This is a genomic window from Pedobacter sp. MC2016-24 (assembly GCF_015223055.1).
GTDB lineage: Bacteria > Bacteroidota > Bacteroidia > Sphingobacteriales > Sphingobacteriaceae > Pedobacter.
Window position 1 is genome coordinate 14,153 of sequence record NZ_JADFBX010000025.1, and the last position, 21,299, is coordinate 35,451.

The 21,299-nt window shown below is 40.7% G+C and carries 18 protein-coding genes; 6 read left to right on the top strand and 12 right to left on the bottom strand.

Going from position 1 to position 21,299, the window contains the following annotated elements; genetic code table 11:
- Positions 1-8: 8 nt before the first annotated feature.
- From IM797_RS27595 to IM797_RS27645, 11 genes are all read right to left on the bottom strand, one after another.
- Positions 9-296, bottom strand: coding sequence for a 4a-hydroxytetrahydrobiopterin dehydratase (locus IM797_RS27595; RefSeq protein ID WP_194130457.1), 288 nt, complete (start codon positions 294-296; stop codon positions 9-11).
- 57 nt (positions 297-353) lie between these two features.
- Positions 354-746, bottom strand: a complete 393-nt coding sequence (locus IM797_RS27600; RefSeq protein ID WP_194130458.1) for a thioesterase family protein — start codon at positions 744-746, stop codon at positions 354-356.
- Between the two features lie 12 nt (positions 747-758).
- A complete protein-coding gene (locus tag IM797_RS27605; RefSeq protein WP_194130459.1) occupies positions 759-1,349 on the bottom strand; it encodes a DUF4230 domain-containing protein in 591 nt (196 codons plus the stop codon).
- 106 nt (positions 1,350-1,455) lie between these two features.
- Positions 1,456-2,271 (bottom strand): enoyl-ACP reductase, encoded by an 816-nt coding sequence (locus tag IM797_RS27610; protein ID WP_194130460.1) that lies wholly within the window; start codon positions 2,269-2,271, stop codon positions 1,456-1,458.
- Between the two features lie 11 nt (positions 2,272-2,282).
- Positions 2,283-3,944, bottom strand: a complete 1,662-nt coding sequence (gene recN / locus IM797_RS27615; RefSeq protein ID WP_194130461.1) for a DNA repair protein RecN — start codon at positions 3,942-3,944, stop codon at positions 2,283-2,285.
- 92 nt (positions 3,945-4,036) lie between these two features.
- A complete protein-coding gene (locus IM797_RS27620; RefSeq protein ID WP_194130462.1) occupies positions 4,037-5,779 on the bottom strand; it encodes a M56 family metallopeptidase in 1,743 nt (580 codons plus the stop codon).
- 2 nt (positions 5,780-5,781) lie between these two features.
- Positions 5,782-6,165: a BlaI/MecI/CopY family transcriptional regulator gene (locus IM797_RS27625; RefSeq protein WP_194130463.1), complete on the bottom strand. Its 384-nt coding sequence runs from the start codon at positions 6,163-6,165 to the stop codon at positions 5,782-5,784.
- A 96-nt stretch (positions 6,166-6,261) separates the two neighbouring features.
- Entirely contained in the window at positions 6,262-7,167 is a 906-nt protein-coding gene (locus tag IM797_RS27630; protein WP_194130464.1) for a DUF4835 family protein, read from the bottom strand.
- Positions 7,168-7,169: 2 nt separating this feature from the next.
- The gene (gene coaBC, locus IM797_RS27635; RefSeq protein WP_194130465.1) at positions 7,170-8,363 is read right to left on the bottom strand and encodes a bifunctional phosphopantothenoylcysteine decarboxylase/phosphopantothenate--cysteine ligase CoaBC; all 1,194 of its coding nucleotides are present in this window, start codon (positions 8,361-8,363) and stop codon (positions 7,170-7,172) included.
- Between the two features lie 45 nt (positions 8,364-8,408).
- Complete coding sequence (locus IM797_RS27640) at positions 8,409-8,735, bottom strand: DNA-directed RNA polymerase subunit omega (RefSeq protein ID WP_194130466.1); 327 nt, start codon at positions 8,733-8,735, stop codon at positions 8,409-8,411.
- Entirely contained in the window at positions 8,735-9,667 is a 933-nt protein-coding gene (locus tag IM797_RS27645; RefSeq protein WP_194130467.1) for an outer membrane protein assembly factor BamD, read from the bottom strand. The genes IM797_RS27640 and IM797_RS27645 overlap by 1 nt, the downstream gene beginning before the upstream one ends.
- A gap of 232 nt (positions 9,668-9,899) precedes the next feature.
- Here IM797_RS27645 and IM797_RS27650 point away from each other — a divergent pair, with 232 nt between their 5' ends.
- Positions 9,900-11,231: a S8 family peptidase gene (locus tag IM797_RS27650; protein ID WP_194130468.1), complete on the top strand. Its 1,332-nt coding sequence runs from the start codon at positions 9,900-9,902 to the stop codon at positions 11,229-11,231.
- Positions 11,232-11,235: 4 nt separating this feature from the next.
- On the opposite strand, the gene IM797_RS27655 is transcribed toward IM797_RS27650, so the two are convergent.
- Positions 11,236-12,240: a LacI family DNA-binding transcriptional regulator gene (locus IM797_RS27655; RefSeq protein WP_194130469.1), complete on the bottom strand. Its 1,005-nt coding sequence runs from the start codon at positions 12,238-12,240 to the stop codon at positions 11,236-11,238.
- Between the two features lie 203 nt (positions 12,241-12,443).
- Here IM797_RS27655 and IM797_RS27660 point away from each other — a divergent pair, with 203 nt between their 5' ends.
- From IM797_RS27660 to IM797_RS27680, 5 genes are read left to right on the top strand one after another with little or no spacing between them, the layout of a single operon-like run.
- Positions 12,444-15,635, top strand: coding sequence for a TonB-dependent receptor (locus tag IM797_RS27660; protein WP_194130470.1), 3,192 nt, complete (start codon positions 12,444-12,446; stop codon positions 15,633-15,635).
- A gap of 10 nt (positions 15,636-15,645) precedes the next feature.
- Positions 15,646-17,424 carry a RagB/SusD family nutrient uptake outer membrane protein gene (locus tag IM797_RS27665; protein WP_194130471.1) on the top strand — a complete coding sequence of 593 codons (1,779 nt, stop codon included), beginning with the start codon at positions 15,646-15,648 and terminating at the stop codon, positions 17,422-17,424.
- 11 nt (positions 17,425-17,435) lie between these two features.
- A complete protein-coding gene (locus IM797_RS27670; protein ID WP_194130472.1) occupies positions 17,436-18,998 on the top strand; it encodes a DUF5123 domain-containing protein in 1,563 nt (520 codons plus the stop codon).
- 41 nt (positions 18,999-19,039) lie between these two features.
- Positions 19,040-20,473, top strand: a complete 1,434-nt coding sequence (locus IM797_RS27675; RefSeq protein WP_228099172.1) for a pectate lyase — start codon at positions 19,040-19,042, stop codon at positions 20,471-20,473.
- Positions 20,474-20,480: 7 nt separating this feature from the next.
- Complete coding sequence (locus tag IM797_RS27680) at positions 20,481-21,248, top strand: rhamnogalacturonan acetylesterase (RefSeq protein WP_194130474.1); 768 nt, start codon at positions 20,481-20,483, stop codon at positions 21,246-21,248.
- Positions 21,249-21,299 lie beyond the last annotated feature (51 nt).

The window sequence follows — 21,299 nt, forward strand, 5'->3', positions numbered from 1 at the left end:
ATTGAAGATTAAACTTGTGGGCCAGGCTGTAATGTGGTATCAATACCTAATATTTCATCAATTTCCCTGGCCATGTTCCGGTCCTTTTCAGTCACGATATCTCCAGCATCATGGGTACTGAGCCAAATTTCTACCTTATTGTATTCATTGGTCCATTTTGGATGATGATTACGCTTTTCTGCTACAAATGCAACCTTCAGCATAAAAGCAAAAGCTTCCTGAAAGTCTTTAAAAACAAGTACTTTATAGAGCTTTTTATCTATTTCTTCCCATTGTTTCTGAACTACGTTTTCCATAATTGATTCCTTTACTCAAGGTAACTAACAAACTAAGGTGGCGTATGTTTAGTTTATTTATGCAAGTAATTCGTCAAAAATTTCACCACGTGTCAATACACCATTGGCGGTAGAGATGACGTCGACTTTAGCTTTCAAACAAAGGGAATTGTCAGATAAACGATAAATATTCTGGAAGAAAACTAATTTTAAACCTTGCCTTTCCGTGTAGATTTTGACCGTAAAGTTATCTCCACTGGTTAAAGACCTTTTAAAATCCATTTCGATTCTCGATACCATTAAAAAAATACCCTTTTCTGTTAATTCTTTAAATGAAATGTGTTTTGAGTGCAGGTATTCGTGTCGCGCATGTTCCAGGTAAGATTGATAAACGGCATTATTAACAATGCCCTGCAGATCGCATTCATAATCTCGGACTTTCAACTGGATTTCAAAAATATAGGCTTTCATGCAAGGATACTTTTATTGTAATTGTTGCGGAATGGTTAAAGATCCTTCAAATGTAATGGTCATTTTGTTAAAACCCAGCCCCGTTAAAATAGGCCTGAACACATTTAAGGCATTGGTTTTTGTTTGTTGAAGAATATCTGATTTTCGTACTTCTGCAGCAATTTGGCGTTCGGCACTTTTATAGGCTTCATCAACCAGGTCTGCCTCTCTAAAAAAGGCCATTTTTGTATCATAAACCCGCGATGATTTATGGTCTATTTTAATGTAACAGATTTCAGGCTGCGGCAGCTGCATGACCACAGAGTCGCCATAAACTTTGATGTCTGTTGATTTAATTTTAGTCAGGTCTATACAACCAACTGCATCTGCCTTAATGATTAACAAGACACTGGCATCCGGTAAAAAAGGCGTTTTATTTTTATGTTCAAGTACATCACTAAGCCTATACTTGACCAGTTCAAGCTTACCCATAGCTTCAACACGTTCCAGTAAGATTTGATGTTTACTTTCTACTGTGGTTTTTAAACTGAATTTAGTAGCAAGAAACCAACCCGCAAGTCCGATAACTGCCACGATGACCAATAACTTTAACAATCTAACCATAGTTTAAGCAGCCCAATTTACAGGCCAAATTTTTATGAATGACCTGTAAATCTCATTTTTAAGCTTAAATATTATGGCTAGATTGTCATGAATACGCAATTATCACTTATGCGTCTAATCCCATTTTTTGCATAACCACATCACTTACCCCGGTTGATGAGTATCCACCATCGTGGAAAAGATTTTGCATGGTCACCATCCTGGTCAGGTCAGAAAATAAAGTGATACAGTAATCTGCACAAGATTCTGCATCAGCATTGCCCAATGGAGCGATGGCATCTGCATAGTCAAAGAAATCTCCAAAACCTTTAACACCAGTACCGGCAGTTGTTTTTGTTGGCGATTGAGAAACTGTATTGATCCTTACTTTTTTCTCCAGTCCGTAATGGTAGCCAAAACTACGGGCAATAGATTCAAGCATTGCCTTAATGTCAGCCATATCGGTATAAAAAGGGTAGGTACGTTGAGCTGCCATATAAGTTAAAGCCACCACACTACCACCTTCACTAATGGCATCTAGTTTTTTTGCTACGGCCAGCATTTTATGAAAAGACAGCGCCGAAACATCTATACCTTTCTGAAAATAGTCATAATTCAGTTCAGTATATGGTATTTTTTTGCGGATGTTTACACTCATTCCGATAGAGTGTAATACAAAGTCTATTTTACCACCCAAAATCTCTTGCGATTGGGTAAACAAATTGGTCAGTTCTTCCACGTTTGTTGCATCAGCCGGAACAATTTGTGATCCGGTTTTTTCAGCAAGTGCATTGATCTCGCCCATACGCATGGCGATAGGCGCGTTTGTCAAAACAAATGTCGCTCCTTCTTCATGAGCTTTCTCGGCAACTTTCCAGGCGATAGAATGTTGATCTAAAGCGCCCGTAATGATCCCGCGTTTACCTTTTAATAAGTTATACATTTTTCTTTATTTTAGTTTTTATACCCCAGTAATTCCTTCGCATTTTCCATGGCAGAAGCCCCTGGAGGCTTACCACTCAGCATTTCGGCAACAACCGCTATGCGATCTGTTTTTGTTAGCCGGCGAATTCCCGTGGTGGTACGTTCTGATTCCTCGTTTTTATAGACAAAGTAGTGTGCCTCACCTTTAGCCGCAATTTGCGGAAGGTGGGTAATACAAATGACTTGCATATTTTTTTCCAGGCCGCCAATAACATCTCCTACCCGAAGTGCAATTTCTCCTGAAATTCCAGTATCGATCTCATCAAATATCAAAGTGGGTAAGGCAGTGTGTTTGGCCATGATCGATTTAATGGCAAGCATGAGTCGCGATAGTTCTCCCCCTGAAGCGACCTTCCCAACGGGTGCCGGTGCCTGGCCACTATTGGCAGAGAACAGTAAGGAAATACTATCCTTACCATCTTTATTCAACTCCTTATTGATCAGTTGTTCTATTTTAATCTTTGCATTTGGCATGCCTACCTGTAGCAGTACACTGGCAACCTGTTTTTCCGTGCTCAAAATAGACTTGCTCCGGTTATCGGATAACCTGCTGGCCATTTCTTCCAGTTTGGTATGGATGCCTTCAATTTCTTTGGTCAGGCGTTCAATGTGTTCGTCACTGCCCAATAGATTTGCCAGGCTGTCTGACAATTGATTTTGAAGGGCAATCAGCGCTTCAATGTCACTTACACGATGTTTCTGTTGTAAGCCATAGATTAAGTCCAGACGGGTACCGATTTCTTCCACCCGATCCGGGCTAAAGATGATGTTTTCTTCCAGGCTCGAAAGTTCTGCAGAAATGTCTTTCAATTCGATCTGGGCAGAGCGTAAACGTTCATTTAAAGCAGAGTACTCTGGATTAAAGCGTTCAATACCTTGTATTTGGTTTATAATTTCTTTTAGTATGGGTAAAACAGCAGTTTCCTGTTCACTTAACAAATTAAAGCCGGTAAGCAGACTTCGTTTGATGCTTTCCGAATTGTTGAGCATCTCCAGTTCCGTTTCCAGCCTTTCTTGTTCGTCCACTTGAAGATTTGCATTTTCAAGCTCATTGAACAAAAACTGCTCGTAGTCCTGTTTACTCCTTGCTTCGTCTGCTGCAGTTTGTAAAGCAATTAATTCCGCTTGCTTCTTCTTGTATGCTTTAAAAAGAGAACGGTAATCCTGAAGTAAGGTGTGGTGGTTGGCCAAGGTATCCACGATAGAAAGCTGGAAGCCAGTATCATTGATTTCCAGAGTTGCATGTTGTGAGTGGATGTCAATTAGCTTTTCACCAATTTGTTTCATTACGGCAAGCGTAACTGGCGTATCATTGATGAAAGCCCTCGACTTGCCATCGGTTGAAATTTCTCTTCTAAGTGTACTTTCCTGATAAAAATCCAGATCATTTTCCTCAAAAAGATTTTGTAAGGTTGTGCTTTCCAATGAAAATGAGCCTTCTATGATACATTTTTTATCCTGGTTGAAAAAGTATTTGGTTTCAGCCCGCTGCCCTAATATCAATGATAAAGCACCCAACATGATTGATTTACCGGCGCCGGTTTCACCTGTGATGATATTTAAACCTTTGTCGAGTTCTAAATCAACACTGTCTATTAATGCGTAGTTACGAATAGAAAGTTTTTGTAGCATATACACTGCTAAATTATAAAAACTTAATGACGAACAACAAAAAAGGCAGAAGATTATCTTCTGCCTCTCTTTCTCATCTGTTTGGTTTGGTCTTACATTTTCGTACTGTCGGCATTTAAAGCCTTTCTTTTCCTCAAGGCTTCTACTTCATCATCAAACTTTTTTTTCAAATCCTGGTATTCTTTTGAACTTTCAAGTTCCTGTCTCTTTTTGGAAATCAGGCGAAGTTCCTTTACTCTGTCCTTATTAACCGATAGCTCAAATCTGGTGGCTTCGTGTATCTGTCTGCTAAGCTCCTCTGCGTTGATGCTTTTCTCTGCTTGTGCTAGACTCTGAGTAATTTTTTCCTGTTGTTTTTTCCATTCAGGAGAGTTGAAATATACTTTAATTTGATTGGTGCTCTTTTTGAGCTCGGCGTTCATCTTTTTCCACTCCGATGAATTGATCTGCGCATTGATTCTGGCACTGATTTTTTCGGCATTTGCCAAGTTGGCTACATTTGCCGCATTTGTTGCGTTGTCCATGGCAGCTTTCCATTCCGGAGATTTCAGGAAGGATAAACTATGGTTAACCATGGAATCAACGTTAAGTTGTAAGGTTGGAGAATTGGAAAAGGTTTCGCGAATAACCATTTTTCTTAAACTGTCTGGCATTTCCTTTAGCGAATTGTATTCACATCTTTTCCCTTGATGGTCAACGGTTATAATTTTAAACTGCTTTTTTTTCTTAGTGGTATCCTCAATCATCACTATCGGAGTGTTGTGACTGGCTAAAGGTTGTTTCAAAGCTGCGGGGCGTGTTGTGGTAACTGTTTTTGGCTTAACCTGGGCTTCTGTTTTAGCTGGTTTTACCCAGGCCAGTGAAATGATTGTGGCTATGGTTAGCGTAATTGCAAAAATACGCTGTTTGGCATTGATGTAACTCGTTTTCATATCTGTAATTCTTTTAATGCGTTGGTATAAATGTTGTCCTTTACCAGTTGCTGCCATTGCAAAAGCAGGGCTACTTTGATCTTGCAGGATTTCCAGTTTTAAAAGTGCATGTGCATAGGTGAGGGGTGTTTCAGTAACTTGCAATACCAAATCATCGCAAGCGTGTTCTCTTTCCATGTGGATGAGTTTGCTCCCCAGCCACACGAACGGATTAAAGAATAAAATGGTTTCAATTCCAGTTTTGATCAGGTTTAGTAAATAATCATTTCTGCGGATGTGCGAAAGCTCATGGATTAAAATGGCCTCGACCTGCTTAAGGTCCAATTGTGCTACAAGCGCTACCGGAAATAGAACGAGGGGTTTGAAATAGCCGATTACCAATGGAATATTTATACCTTCAGAAAGATAAAAATCAATCTGTTTACCTAAGCCAAGTTTGAACTTTAGGTTTTCAAATGATGCCGCCCATTCAGCTGGAACTAAAAACTTTTTTCCCTGCTTTAATTGCTGAAGTTTACGATAGCCTGCCGAAAGCATGAAAAGCTGGATCACTAAACCAATTGCGTAGATAGCCACGATGTAAGGAAATAACAATTCTGTTTGCTGAGTCAGTGAAGCAGGTATGGTAGCCAGATATTGTTCATACAATTGCGCCTGTCCAAACCCCAGCGCAGTGGCCGGTTCCGGACTTGGTAGTTTAAATAAAATCAGGAAACTGGTGATAAAGGTCAAAAACATCAAACACATGGCGCCATAAGCCAGGTTATGTTTTAATCTTGCACGCTTTTGTGGCAAGAGAAAAAAAGCGAGCATCAATGCACCATAAATGACTGCACCCTGCCATAAAGAATGAAAAATGCTCCAGCCAATTGCTTTGGTTAAATTATTTAAAATTGCTTCCATAATTATTGTTTATCTAGTTCATCTAAATATTTCTTAATTGAATCAATTTCGTCTTTGCTTGCTTTATGTCCACCCAATGCCTGCATGACCAAACGTGCAGCAGAACCGTTAAACACATTATCAATCATTTTATTGACCAGGTGTTGCTGTGTCTTTTCCTGGTTAACCAGGGCACGGTAAATGTGTGTTTTAGAAGATGTATCTCTCGATACCAATCCTTTTTCATGCATGATCTGCATCAGTTTCAAGGTGGTGGTATAACCAGCATCTTTATTCTTTTCCAGAATTTCATGTACATCTCTTACTGTGCAAGCTCCTTTATCCCACAAAATCTGCAAAATTTCCAGTTCACTTTCCGTTGGTTTACTTCCTGCTGATGTTGTCATATCTCTCTTCTACGAATTGTTTCGTATTCAAATCTACGAATCTATTCGTAGATTCCAAATAAAATTATCTTTTTGAAGAAAAAAAAATGGAAAAGCCTAGCGTACAGCCTTTAGAGGTTCGTATTTGCTGATGTTGGCAGGATCCACTTCGGCAAGCAGGTTGTATGCTTTGACGCGATCTAATGGATCTGCAGCAGCTAAAACGTTTGCGATCTCATCGGCTTTGGTAGCCAGGTATACGTTTGGAAAAATGGAGCCAAGTTTCTGTTTGTCCAGCTGTTTGAGATCCGAGAGTAGGCTGATGATTCGTTTAGCTCCTTTTGAAGGATCTTCCTGCATATGATCCAGGCCATTGAAATGATAATCGTAAATGAAAACCCTTAGATCTTCAAAACTTTTGTTCAACAGGTTTTCATTTAGCCAGTAACGGTTGCGCAAGCCATCAAAGGCTTTCCAACCCTTGTTGCCGGATTGCTGAGCCACATTTAAAATGTTTTGTGCCTTCTTGTGGTAAAAAGATCCACCCAATCTACTGAAACTATCCTTGTCCAGCCCGATAATGGTGTATGCATAAAAGCTGAGCAGGGAACTGATATTGGAAATGAAATTCTGATCGGAGAAGTCTACAGACTGGCCTTCATTATAATTGAAATCGAAGTCTTTATCACTCAAATTCAACAGGGTGCTGGTATAGGAGCTCCCATAAACCGGTCTGCTGGATTGAATTTGTGCTTCGGCCTTATAGCCAGAGCCACCATCCCAGGCAGTTAGCGTAATCACAAAATTGCATTCAATCCTTTCGATCGGGGTATATACCTCGTTACTCCATTTATTGTTGTTCAGAAAATCGCGAATGGTATTTTGAAGGATTTCCAGATTGCGTTTGTTTACATTGGGTACCGTAGGGGCCAATACCTGTACGCGGGTATTCAGTTCCTGAGCATTACCATACAGGAAACAGAAAAAGAACAACAAAAAGGTGAATGAGTAACGTTTTTTCATGGTTAAACCAGCTTTAATATTTCATTGCAAATGTCTTCTGCAACTTCAGTCTTTGATTTCATCTCAAAAACAGTCTTTTCAGATGATTTATTAAATATAGTGATTTTATTGGTATCCTTTTTAAAGCCTGCACCTTTGTCGTTCAAAGAATTGAGTACAATCAGATCCAGGTTTTTCTTAACCAGTTTGGCTTTGGCATATGCTTCTTCGTTCTCAGTTTCCAGCGCAAAGCCGACCAGAATTTGTGAGTCCGTTTTCATTTGGCCTAGTGTAGCCAGGATATCTTCCGTTTTCTTAAGTTCCAGACTAAATTCAGACGTGTTTTTTTTGATCTTCTGTTCAGCTGCAGTTACCGGCGTATAGTCTGCCACAGCCGCACTCATCACCGTAATCTCAGCTGCCGGAAAATTCGCTTTACAAGCCTTCAGCATTTCTGCAGCGCTAACCACATCGATGCGTGTAAGCGGGTAATTACTTTTTTCTGCAGTAGGACCTGTAATCAGTGTAACCTCAGCTCCCAGGGCTGCAAAATGATCTGCCAGCGCAAAACCCATTTTCCCGGAAGAATGGTTGCCAATAAATCGAACAGGGTCAATGGCTTCGTAAGTCGGACCGGCCGTAACCATAATCTTCTTTCCCAACAAAGGAAGTGTAGATTGTACAAGGCCGGTTAGAAATGAAACAATCTCTTCAGGCTCGGCCATTCGGCCTTCGCCATATAAGCCGCTAGCCAGTTCTCCGCTATCTGGTTTGATCACCTGGTTGCCGTAACTCAATAAAGCGCTGATGTTGTGACGTGTGCTTTCATGTTTCCACATATCCAGATCCATTGCAGGCGCAACAAATACAGGGCATTTTGCCGACAGGTAAACGGCTGTGAGTAAATTGTCACAAATACCTGTTGCCATTTTAGCCAGCGTATTTGCACTTGCTGGTGCAACAATCATGAAATCAGCCCAAAGACCCAATTCAACATGGTTGCTCCATACGCCGGTATCAGCTTCGAAATATTGTGTGTAAACAGGATTTTTACTTAGGGTAGCCAGAGTTAAGGGCGTAATGAAATTCGCCGCATCGGCTGTCAGAATAACCTTGACGTTTGCGCCTGCCTTTACCAGTAACCGAACCAGAATAGCCGATTTGTAGGCCGCAATGCTACCGCAAACGCCAAGGATAATGTTTTTATTTTTAAGCATGGTTTTTAATAAATGCGTGGCGCAGTTTAACCCGATGCCTAATTGTTATTGTTGCTCTTTAGCCGGATTTCTGTAATAGATTTTATCATTCAGGAACTCATCAATTGCGATTAAGCTAGGCTTAGGCATACGTTCGTAGTGTTTGCTGATCTCAATTTGCTCTCTGTTTTCAAAAATCTCCTCAAGGTTGTCATTCGAAGAAGCAAACTCAGCCAATTTGCCGTGTAATTCTTCTTTCATGTTGTTTGAGATCTGATTAGCCCTTTTTGAAATAATTACTAAAGACTCATAAATGTTTTCCGTTTTCTGATCAAGATCATTCACATTTCGGGTAACCGTAGTATTCGGTACAGCGGGTTTATTCGTGTTCATTATTTATTGGGGGTTTTAATTGTAGTAGTGGTATCCGTTCTATTTTCTTTAGCCAGCATGGCTTTGTATTTTTTCTGATCTTTCGCCATCTCTGCAAGGAAAGATTTGGCTCGTAAAATACTGGCCTCACTTGATTTTTTCAAATCTTTAACTTCTTCCAGGTATTTGCTTTGAGGATGTGTTTCTACGAATTCATCAGCATAGGTAATCGCTTCGCTATAACGATCTTCCTGACGTGTTTCGTAACTGTTCCTGGCATATGCCATTTGCGATTTAACAATCAGCAAATCCATTTCTTCTGCATATTTAATGTCAGGGAAATCAATTTGTGCATTTTTTAAAGCAATCACTGCCGATTTGTAATTCACCGCATCAGCGCCCATACCGCCTAAATCGTAATATAACTTGGCATTGTTATAGGCTTTGTCTTCTAGTTTTGTACGTAATAAACCAATGTATTTACTGGCATCAGCGGCACGCTCACTTTTCGGGTAAAAGTTGATGAACAACTGTAGCGCATCAATTGCTTTGTAAGTGTTTTCCTGATCCAAAGGTGGAGCTGGTGAATCCAGATAATAGCAATAAGCGCCCATGTAACGGCATTCCTCAGCGTATTTACTGGTTGGATAGGTGTCAGCAAAAGATTTAAACTGATATCTTGCAGTGGTGTAATCTCTTAATTTATATAAGGTAAAGGCATAGTGATAGTTCAATTCTTCGGCCTCAGCCCTTCCCCTGTATTTCTGAGAAAGATCTTCGAACAAGATCAATGCTTTTGAATAATTCTTTTTGTTATACAACCGCATAGCTTCCTGATATTTTTTGGCTACGTCATTGCTCAGTCTGATTTTCTCAAACTGGCTTTTGCAACCCGCAATAGCTAGTGCTATAATGGTGAAACTTAATAGTAATACGTGTTTAATTTTAAACATTCTGCAAAGATAAGTTAATAATACGATACCGTCAATTAAAATAATAGGACGCTAAGCTATGCAAAGGGGATGAGGGTAGCAAGGTCTTAACATAATTTAACATATGACCTAAGTATGGCCAGGCAGGCCCTTTAAAGGAATGGTCCCGACCTTAATCAGGTAATTTTCATGTCGCAGTTTTTACAAATTCAGTTAATATTGTTATGTTGCATCCGTTATTCACAAAAAACACATGAAAAGAACAATTACGATGATGATGTGCTTGCTGCCGGTTTTAGGCTTTGCACAGCAGCCAGGTAAAAACTGGCATTTGCAGTCCAAGGACGCAGATAAGGTTTATGGAACCGGGGTGATCAAAGCCTACGATGAATTGTTAAAGGGTAAAACACCAACAACCGTTGTTGTTGCTGTGCTTGATGGCGGGATTGATACCTTGCATGAGGACCTGAGAACCAATTTATGGAGAAACCTGAAAGAAAAACCAGGAAATGTTGACGTAGATGGTAACGGCTATAAAGGGGATGTTGTAGGCTGGAACTTTTTAGGCGGTCCAAACGGACAGGTGACCAATGAGGCTTCAGAATATCAACGCGTGTATTTTCAATATAAGTCGATGTTTGAAAATGTTCAAAATGAAAAGGACGTAAAAAAGAAAGATAAGCAACATTACATATCCTGGGTACTCAGCAAAAGTTTGCTGAAAAAAGGGGATACAGTAGCCCCCGTGTATTTTAGAGGAGAACAGGTAAAAGATGATCTTTATAATGAAAAAGATCGTTTTTATGGAAATTCAAACCTGATCGGCGATCCTTATTTTCATGGGACGCATGTGGCCGGTATTATTGGAGCTGAACGTGGTAACAATATTGGTATGGACGGCATTGCCAGTGCAGTAAACCTGATGGGCATCAGAGCGGTTCCTAATGGTGATGAGTACGATAAAGACATCGCTCTGGGTATTCGCTATGCGGTAGACAATGGTGCGCAGATCATCAACATGAGCTTCGGTAAGGCTGTATCTCCCGAACGCAAAATGGTAGAAGATGCCATTCGTTATGCCGAAAAGAAAGGTGTACTGATTGTCAATGCAGCCGGTAATGACGGTACGGATATTGACCTTCATCCGCATTATCCTTCACCTTTTCATATGAAAGGAGAGGGCAGGGCTTCGAATATGATTACCGTAGGCGCAAGTGGGGCGACAGAAGCTGGCCTGGTGGCCGGATTTAGCAATTATGGCGTTAAAACTGTAGATGTATTTGCTCCGGGTGTGGCCATTTATTCGACCTTGCCTGATAACAAATACAGTCCGCTGTCTGGTACCAGTATGGCCACTCCTGTAGTTGCGGGTATCGCTGCGCTCATCAAAAGCTATTATCCACAGCTGACAGCAAAACAAATCAAATACATCATTGAAAACTCGGTAACCAAAATCGATTTTCCCGTTACCAAACCTAAGTCGGGCGGTAAAAAAGTTGCCATGACAGAATTGTGCAGAACTGGCGGTATCGTAAATGCTTATGATGCGCTGGTAATGGCCGATAAAATGTCTAAAGCCAACTAAGTAGCTATCTGACAAATAATTTAGTATCAATCACCCGGTTCTCAAATTCTGTGACCGGGTGTTTGCTTTCGATCAGCTGCAAGAGTAGCTCTGTAGCCTGTTGCCCGATTTCAAAAGCAGGCTGCCTTACTGAAGTCAGGGGATAACTAAACAAATCAAGCACATCCGCATTACTAAAACCGGCGATGATGAGATCCTGACCAATATTTAGATTTTTCAATACAGAAAGACAACCTACCGATAGCCGGTCGCTGCCCACAAAGATGGCATCCGGAGTATCTTTCAGATTCATCACTTCTGCAACAGCAGATTCAATTTCATCGTAAAACATACCACCGTGGTTACAGTGCTTGATGTAATTCGGATTTGGTGTAATGCCATATTCCTGAAGTGCCCGGGTATAACCTTTCAATCGATCTATGCTGATCGAAAGCTGGCCGGAGTTGGTCAGATGGGCAATTTTCCTTTTCCCAGACTTGATCAGGTGAACTGTGGCATCGTAAGCTCCCTGTTCATTATTTGCAGTGATTTTATGGGTATTGATATCTTCCGCAATCCGATCAAAAAATACCATCGGCAAACCTTTGTCGTGTAAATCGCGTAAATGCGAAGTATCGGCTGTTTCAGCGGATAGTGAAACCAGGAGTCCATCCACAGAGCGGGATGCCAAATGCTGGATATTGATTTTCTCCCGATCATAGGACTCATGCGTTTGGGTAATGATGACATGATAACCACGGTCATACGCAATAGATTCAATGCCGCTAATGGCTTGTGAGAAATAATAATTTGCCACTTCGCTCACCAGTACACCAATAGATTTACTGCGTCGTACTTTTAAACTCAGCGCACTTGGGTTGGGTTGATAGTTGATTTTCTCTGCGTATTCTAATACCAGTTTTTTAGTTTTCGAACTAATTTCATAAGTATCTCTCAGGGCTCTTGAAACGGTTGATGTGGAAAGGCCAAGTGCGGTGGCGATATCTTTTAAAGTAGGTGGCTCAAACATAAAATAAGGATTAGCTAAACGTTGTCAATTGAATTTATACGCAATATAAGGTTATTATTAGATAACACCATTCTTCGTTGGCAACGATGTCGGGAACGATTGCACAAATTTAACTGTTCCCTCCAGAACTTTTATCACATAAAACAGTGTAATTTGTTATTAAGGCAGCTGAGGCATGCCCACATAACCAAATATAATAACGTATGAAAAAACTTTTACTACTCTGTAGTGCAGTAATCCTGTTCTTTGGATTGGCTCATGCACAGCAAACCCGGCAAGTGACGGGTAAGGTAACAGACAAATCCGGAAAGGAAACGATTCCCGGAGCCAGTGTAACCATTAAAGGAACCAAAATCTCTGTAAGTACCGATGAAAAAGGGCAGTTTAAACTTCCTGTTCCAACAACTGGTGAAATTATCCTGGTAGCCAGCTATATCGGTTACAAAAAACAAGAAATCACAGTAGGCAATCAATCTAAGGTTAATTTTAGTCTGCAGGATGATGTAGCTTCACTTGATGAAGTGGTGATCAACATCGGATACGGTACGGTTAAGAAAAAAGATTTAACTGGGGCCGTTTCTTCGGTAGGTGCTGATGTGATAGCCGCCGCGCCAGTGTCTTCGGCATTGGAAGCTATTTCCGGACGTGTAGCAGGTGTCAGTATTGCAACAACTGAAGGTTCTCCAGATGCAGAAATGACGGTTAGAGTTAGAGGAGGAAATTCCATCACACAAAGTAATGCCCCGCTTTATATTGTTGATGGATTTCCCGTAAACTCGATCTCTGATATTGCACCCCAGGATATTGAAACTATAGACATCTTAAAAGATGGTTCTTCTACGGCTATCTATGGGTCAAGAGGCGCAAATGGAGTGGTATTGATTACGACAAAGAATAGCAAGAACGGCAAAACCAGCATCAGCTATAATATGTTCACCGGTCCAAGAAAACTAGCGAAAAAACTGGATGTGCTGTCTCCCCTGGATTATGCAACATGGCAATATGAAAGGGCACTTTTAGATAAATCACTTGATACATATACGAAATATCTGGGTAATTATCAGGATATAGACTTATACGCAAATACACCTGCAAACGATTGGCAAGATATTATCTTCGGTCGTACTGGAAATACTTATAACCAAAATCTAAACATCAGCGGCGGAAGCGAAAAAACAAAATACAGTCTTAGTCATAGCTTTGTTAAAGACAAAGCGATCATGCAGCTCTCAGGTTATGAAAGGCAAAACCTCAACTTTAAGCTGAACCATAAATTGTATGACAAATTAACCCTTGATTTCGGAGCACGTTATTCTGATACCAAAACTAAAGGCGGTGGCGCAAACGAACAAAATGAGAAATCATCTTCTGATTCTCGTTTGAAAAACGCAATGATTTATCCTCCTTTTCCTGTACAGGGGCTTACGACCACTACAGAAACCGATGATACTTTCAACTTATACAATCCAATGATTTCTATATCAGATAACGATCAGTATATTCATCGTAAAGCCTACAATTTAAATGGCGCATTAAGCTATCAAATGATTGATAATTTAACATTGCGTACTGAAGTTGGATATGATGGGATCAGGAATGATCAGGACCGTTTTTATGGCGTAACAACCTATTATGTAAGAAATGCTCCTGCTGCTGCAAATCAGAATTTACCGGCGATTATTTTTACTGATGGCAATTCTACAAGTTTCAGAAATACAAACACTTTAAACTACAATTTCAAACAAACTTTAGGTAAAGACCATAACTTAACTGTTTTGGCTGGACAGGAGTTTTTGAAAACCGAAGTAGGTACTTTAACAAATGTTGTTCATGGATTCCCAAAAACATTTACTTTTCAGCAAGCCAGGGTATTGTCTACTCAGGGACAGGCTAATTCCGTAGACAATAATTTTGATCGTGATTACAAATTGCTTTCCTTCTTTGGACGAGCTAATTATGATTACAAAGGTAAATATTTGTTAAGCGCTACCTTTCGGGCAGATGGTTCTTCCAAATTTGCTGAGGGAAATCAATGGGGATATTTTCCTTCCGTATCTGCCGCTTGGAGAGTTTCTCAGGAGCGCTTTATGGAGAGCACACGCTCATGGTTATCTGATTTAAAGATCAGGGGTAGTTTTGGTACAGCTGGAAACGATGGGATTCCAAATGGACAAATGGTACAAACCTATCAAAATGCAACTACTGCCTGGGTAAATGGTTATGGTAACTTTTGGGCACCCTCTAAAATAATGGCAAACCCAGATTTGACATGGGAAACTACCACTTCAAGAAATATTGGTTTAGACTTCTCTTTATTCAATGCAAAAATAACGGGTACAGTTGATGCATATTTAAACAGAACAAACGATGTACTGGTGAAATTTCCGGTTGCCGGAAGTGGTTATGATTTCCAATATCGTAATATTGGGAAGACGCAGAATAAAGGCATCGAATTAGGGGTAAACTGGAGTGCTATTAAAAAAACTAATTTTGACTTAAGTGTTAGTGCAAACATCAGTTTCAATAGAAATGAAGTACTTTCATTAGGATCTCTAAAAAGTATTCCAGGAACATCTGGATGGGCATCAACAGAAATAGGTGTTGATTATTTAATCGAGTCCGGAGCTTCCTTAGGCCGTATTTACGGGTATAAAAACGATGGCAGATATGAAGTGTCAGATTTTGACCGGTATGATGCAGCAAGCGGAAACTGGATCTTAAAACCTGGTGTGGTGAATGCAACTTCATTTATCGGAACTTTGCGTCCCGGTTCTATGAAAATTAAAGACCTTAATAATGACGGGATAATTAGTCTGGATGACAGGTCTATCATTGGAAATGCCAATCCTTTGCATACAGGAGGTTTCTCTGTCAATTCAAGAATTTACAATTTTGATGTGGCAGCATTCTTTAACTGGAGTTATGGAAATGATATCTATAATGCCAACAAAATAGAATATACATCAACAAGTAAATACAATTCCAGGAATATGATTTCTACCATGGCTACGGGAAATCGCTGGACTAACCTTCGTTCAGATGGTACCATTAGCAATGATGCTGCTGAATTGGCGGCTATGAATGCTGGCACAACTTTATGGTCGCCATATATGAAGACTTTTGTACTGAGCGATTGGGCCGTAGAAGATGGTTCTTTTTTAAGATTATCTACCGTAACTATAGGTTACACATTACCAGCCGCAATATCCTCTAAGCTAAAGATGAAAAAACTGAGAGTTTATGCTTCTGGTTATAACTTATTCTTATGGACAAACTACAGCGGTTTTGATCCTGAAGTTTCTACCAGACGTAACGACAATCTAACTCCGGGGGTTGATTATTCTGCTTATCCGAAAAGCAAATCTTTTGTTTTTGGTTTGAATGTTAATTTTTAATAAGAAAGAGATGAAAAAGATTATATATGCTTTAATCGCATTTACAGGGCTTGTTTTCGTAGGTGGCTGTAAAAAAACACTAGATGCGCCAAGTAAATCGGCTCTTGAGCCATCCGTTATTTTTTCCACCCCAAGTCTTGCAAAAGGAGCAATAGCGGGTATTCTGCAGTCCTTCGGTGAAACCAATTCTTATCGCGGCAGATTTTTGGTCTATTATGGACTGAACAATGATGCTGAGGTTTACAATACATTGAAATCGGTTGATGATGATAAGGCAAAACTTTCTAACTACAATGCTAATGTTAGCAACGGTCAAATGAACACAGCTGATAACGCCTGGGCCAAATTCTATGAGGGCATTGAAAGAGCAAGTATGGCCATCGTTGGTCTTAAAACTTACGGTAATGTGGAGAGTAATCCGGAGTTGGCACAGATGTTAGGCGAAGCATTAACTTTAAGAGCTGTAATATATAACGATTTGATTAAAGGTTGGGGTGATGTTCCTGCAAGATTCGAACCTGTTAACTCAGCTACTACCTATTTAGCAAGAAGTAGCAGGGATGTGATTTATAAACAATTGATTGCCGATTTGGATGAGGCTGCGACATATTTACCCTGGCCGAATGAAACAACAGTAACCAGTAGTGTTGAACATGTAAATAAGGCATTTGCAAAAGGGTTAAGAGCTAGATTAGCTTTGGCTGCAGGCGGTTATGCGCAACGTTTAGATGGTAACGTGAGTTTAAGCACGGATCCTGATCTGTCTCGAGAAAAAATGTATGCCATAGCTAAAAAAGAATGTCTGGAGATCATTGCTAGTGGAAAATTAAGATTGCTTGGTTTTGAGGATGTTTTTAGAAAACTGAACGAAGAAGCAGGTGCTGCAGGCTTAGAGTCGATGTGGGAGATTCCATTTAGTGAAGGCCGCGGTCGCGTAATTTTTGATTTGGGTGTAAAGCACACCACAACGGACAAATACACAGGTCAAAATAAAGGTGGCACCAACGGCCCAAACCCGATTATGTGGTATGAATATGATCGGGATGATGTCAGAAGAGCTGTTTCTGTAGTGCCCTATGAATGGACTAATGGTGTTCAGGTTCCAAACACCTTAGGTAGATGGTATTTTGGTAAATATCGTTATGAGTGGATGAAACGTAAGGTTACTTCTACCAATGATGATGGTTTAAACTGGATGTATATGCGCTATGCCGACGTTGTTCTGATGGCTGCTGAAGCTGTAAACGAATTAGATGGGCCAGCTACTGCAGCACCTTATTTAAAGATGATCCGTGATAGGGCATTCCCGAATAATGCAGCTAAAGTAGCAGCTTTTATGACCCAGGCAACAGCATCTAAACCCGCGTTTTTCAATGCTATTGTAGATGAGAGAGCGTTGGAGTTTACTGGAGAAATGCTTAGGAAAGGTGATTTGATACGCTGGAACTTGTTGTCCACCAAATTGACAGAAGCAAAAGTTAAATTAGAGCAATTGGAGAAAAGACAAGGCAAGTACGCTAACCTTCCTGCTAAAATCTATTACAAAACTTTACCTGACGCCGAAACAGTTGAAATTTATGGTTTGAATTTCGGAGATACCGATGCGCTGGGTGCAACATTAGGGTATACCTCAAATAAAAGCTGGACAATGATATCTACGGGAGAAACTAAGACTTTTTGGGACGCATTATTTGTAAAAGACCCTAACAAACAGCAGTTTTGGCCGATTTGGCAGGTTTTCTTGGATTCATCAAATGGTATACTAAATAATAATAACTTGAACTTATAACTCGTCAGGTCATGAATAAAAAATATATATACATCAGCGCTTTCATCTTGATGGGGCTTACAGGGCTTTCAAGTTGTAAAGACAATATGGAGGAAATTACCACCTTGCAAGTAGACAGGGCTTTTTCTCCAACTGGTTTAACTGCTGCTGTAGTTAATAAAATAGGAGTAACTTTAACTTGGAAGGCTGTAAATAATGCTACTTCCTATACCATCGAGTTTTTTGAAAACACAGATTTCTCTGGTACTCCGGTAAAAACAATCAGTGACATTACCTTCAAACAGACACCTTATACAGTACCTGCACTTGGCGGCGATACACAATATGCAGTGAGAGTTAAAGCTGTTGGTGAAGGTGTTGCTGATTCCAAATGGGTAACCGCATTGTTCAAAACAGATGGGGAGCAAATCTTTAATCCTGTTCTTCCTGCAAATATTACTTCAAAGTCTGTCATCTTAACCTGGCCTGCAGGCGAAGTGGCTACATCTATTGTTTTAACACCGGGCAACATTACTCATGCAGTTACACCTGCCGAAATTGCAGCTGGTAAAGCAACAGTTGATGGTTTAATCGCCGAAACTAATTATACGGCTAAATTAATGAATGGAACAAAAACACGTGGAACAGTTACATTTTTAAGTGCAGTAGACATTGGTAATGCCATATTAATTAATAATGCTGCTGAATTCAAAAATGCAGTAACTAATGCTGCCGGTGGTGAAACTTTTGCTTTAGCAGCAGGTAATTATGTTCTGGAAACCGGTGGAACGCCAACTACGTTAGTAGTTAATAAATCAATTTCCATCGTTGCTGTAAAAGCGGCAGATCGGCCAGTACTGACGGGAGTAAGTTTCAACGTACAAAACGGAGCCTCGTTTAAAATTAAGAACTTAATCTTAGAAGGGGGAACCACTCCGGCAAATTATGCTGTTGTTTATACTGGTGGAGGAAATTATGGCGATCTGGAAATTGAGGGATCAATTGTTAGAAATTACGGTGCCGGTGTATTGGGCTTAACTTCTACTTCTGTGATTAGTACCATCTCATCCGTCTTGATCAACAATAACATATTCAATACTTTTGCTGCAAACGGTGAGTTTATAGACTTCCGCGCCAGTTTCCCTAATAAACTTACGTTTACAAATAATACCTTGTCTGGTACGGGCGATCGGGAATTCATGAGGATGGATGCCAATAGTGGCGCAAGCTATCCTGCCGGTAAAGTCCAGATTAATGTGAGCAATAATACCCTTTATGCTTTAGGCGGAAGTGTCATCAGGCGATTATTTTATGTACGTATTCCAGCCGCTAGCCACGAGATCACTTTTACCAAAAACATAGTGACCAATACGGCTATTCTATTGGCCAACCAGGCTGCGACAAATTTGGTTACGCTATCGGGCAACAACTATTTTACAACTACGAACCTGATTTCTTCTACTGCAACAGGTGCTAAAGTTGATGCAAGTGGTACAGCATTAGATCCAGGGTTTACTGCCGCGGCAACGGGCAACTTTAAATTAAGTAATCAAACGCTGATCTCAAATGGGATTGGAGATCCAAGATGGAAATAAGAAAGTCAAATACAATTTATCTGGCTGCGGTTATTTTAATCATGAACGTCGCATGCACGAAAAAGAGCCCACAGGAGGAAACGAATATTACACCTCCTGTGGTTTTTCCACCCCTAACAACCCAGCCTTTAACCGAAACAGCTTATGCTTTTCCTGGTGCTGAGGGCTATGGTAAAAATACTGTGGGCGGACGCGGAGGTAAAGTCATCAAGGTGACCAACCTCAACGACTCCGGAACTGGTAGTTTACGTGCTGCACTGGCTGAAAGCGGCGCCAGGATTATTGTCTTTGAAGTTTCTGGGAACATCAAATTAAACAGTCGCCTTCAAATCAAAAATGGCAACGTAACCATCGCGGGGCAAACAGCGCCCGGCGATGGTATCTGCATCCAGGACTACGAAATGAATGTAGATGCCGATCAGGTCATTATACGTTACCTGAGATTCAGGATGGGCGACCTGACCAAAAATGAGCAAGACGCACTCTGGGGAAGATATCACCAAAACATCATGGTAGACCATTGCTCCATGAGCTGGTCTATTGATGAATGCTCGTCTTTTTATGCAAATAAAAATTTCACCATGCAATGGTGTATCCTTTCAGAAAGCCTGAACAAGTCATTTCATGAAAAAGATGATCACGGTTATGGCGCCATATGGGGTGGGTCTAATGTTACTTTTCATCACAACTTACTCGCGCACCACAATAGCCGGAACGCCCGTTTTGATGGCGGAAACCGTACAGGGACCGGCTCAAGCCCTTTCGGAATCGATAAAGTTGATTACCGCAACAATGTAATTTACAATTGGGGAAGTAACAGTGCCTACGGCGGAGAAAACGGTGAGTACAACATTGTAGCCAATTACTATAAAGCTGGTCCTGCAACGGTAAAAAGAAGCAGGATTATGGAAATCTCTATGGAAACAGACCTGGTCAAATACGGACCAGGCTTCGGCAAATTCTATATCGCAGATAATTATGTAGACGGCAATACTACAGTTACCCAAAACAATTGGAATGGCGGGGTAGATAAAGGCTCGGGTCTGGGCGATGCCAATTATGCCCTGGCAAAAATGTCTGCGCCTTTTCCAGCAGAAGCCATCACACCTCATACAGCCATTGAGGCATACAATGCCGTGTTGTTATACGGAGGTGCAAGTTTTAAAAGAGATCCTGTAGATACCAGGATCATGAATGAGGTAAGGGATGGAACCGCGACTTTCAACGGTTCAAAAACCGGTAAAAAAGGGATCATTGATTCTCAAACCGATGTAGGTGGCTGGCCGGTTCTAAATGCTGGAACTGCATTGTTAGACACCGATGGGGATGGAATGCCCGACAGTTGGGAAATAGAAAAAGGTTTAGACCCCAAAGTAGCCAATGCCAGTGCAAATAACCTGAGTACCGGTTATACCAATATTGAAGTATATATCAACAGTTTAGTCAATAACATCAGCATAAACCAGATCAAATAATACCTACATGAACCCGTTCAACACCTTTACTAAGTTTACCCTATCCGTAGTTGCAGGAATGCTGCTGCTGTCCTTTACTCCTCCTGCTAAAAAGATCAAAGTATATATGGTCGGCGATTCTACCATGTCTGTTAAATCTCCAAACACCTATCCGGAGACGGGCTGGGGCATGCCATTTGCCAATTTCTTTGATCAGGATGTCATTGTTGATAACCGTGCCCAAAATGGCCGGAGTACCAAAAGTTTCATCAACGAAAACAGGTGGACCGCTGTATTGGACAGTTTGAAAACTGGTGATTATGTCTTTATCCAGTTCGGTCATAACGATGAAGTGGAAACCAAGAAAACCTATACCAAACCGGCGGAGTTTAAAGCCAACCTGGTTAAGTATATTCAGGAAACCAAAGCAAAAAATGCAACGCCTATTTTGCTGACACCGGTGTCCAGAAGAAAGTTCGACGCGGATGGCAAAGCCCAGGAAACGCATCCTTACACCCCTTTGGTGAAAGAAGTAGCTATGGAACAAAAGGTAGCCTTCATTGATCTGGATGCCAAAAGTATTGCCCTTTACCAAAAGTTCGGCCCAGAGAAGTCGGCCATGCTATTTAATCATCTGGAGCCGGGTGTCCATCCAAATTATCCCGGAGGAAAAACAGATGATACCCACTTCAATGAACTTGGTGCACGTGAAATCGCACAATTGGTATTGCAAGAACTCAGACAATTAAATTTAGGGCTCTCTGAACATATTGTTAAACTTAAACCCAAGTCATAAATTGAAGCCAATTATTATGATACCTCTTTCCTGGCTAGCCGTATGTAACGG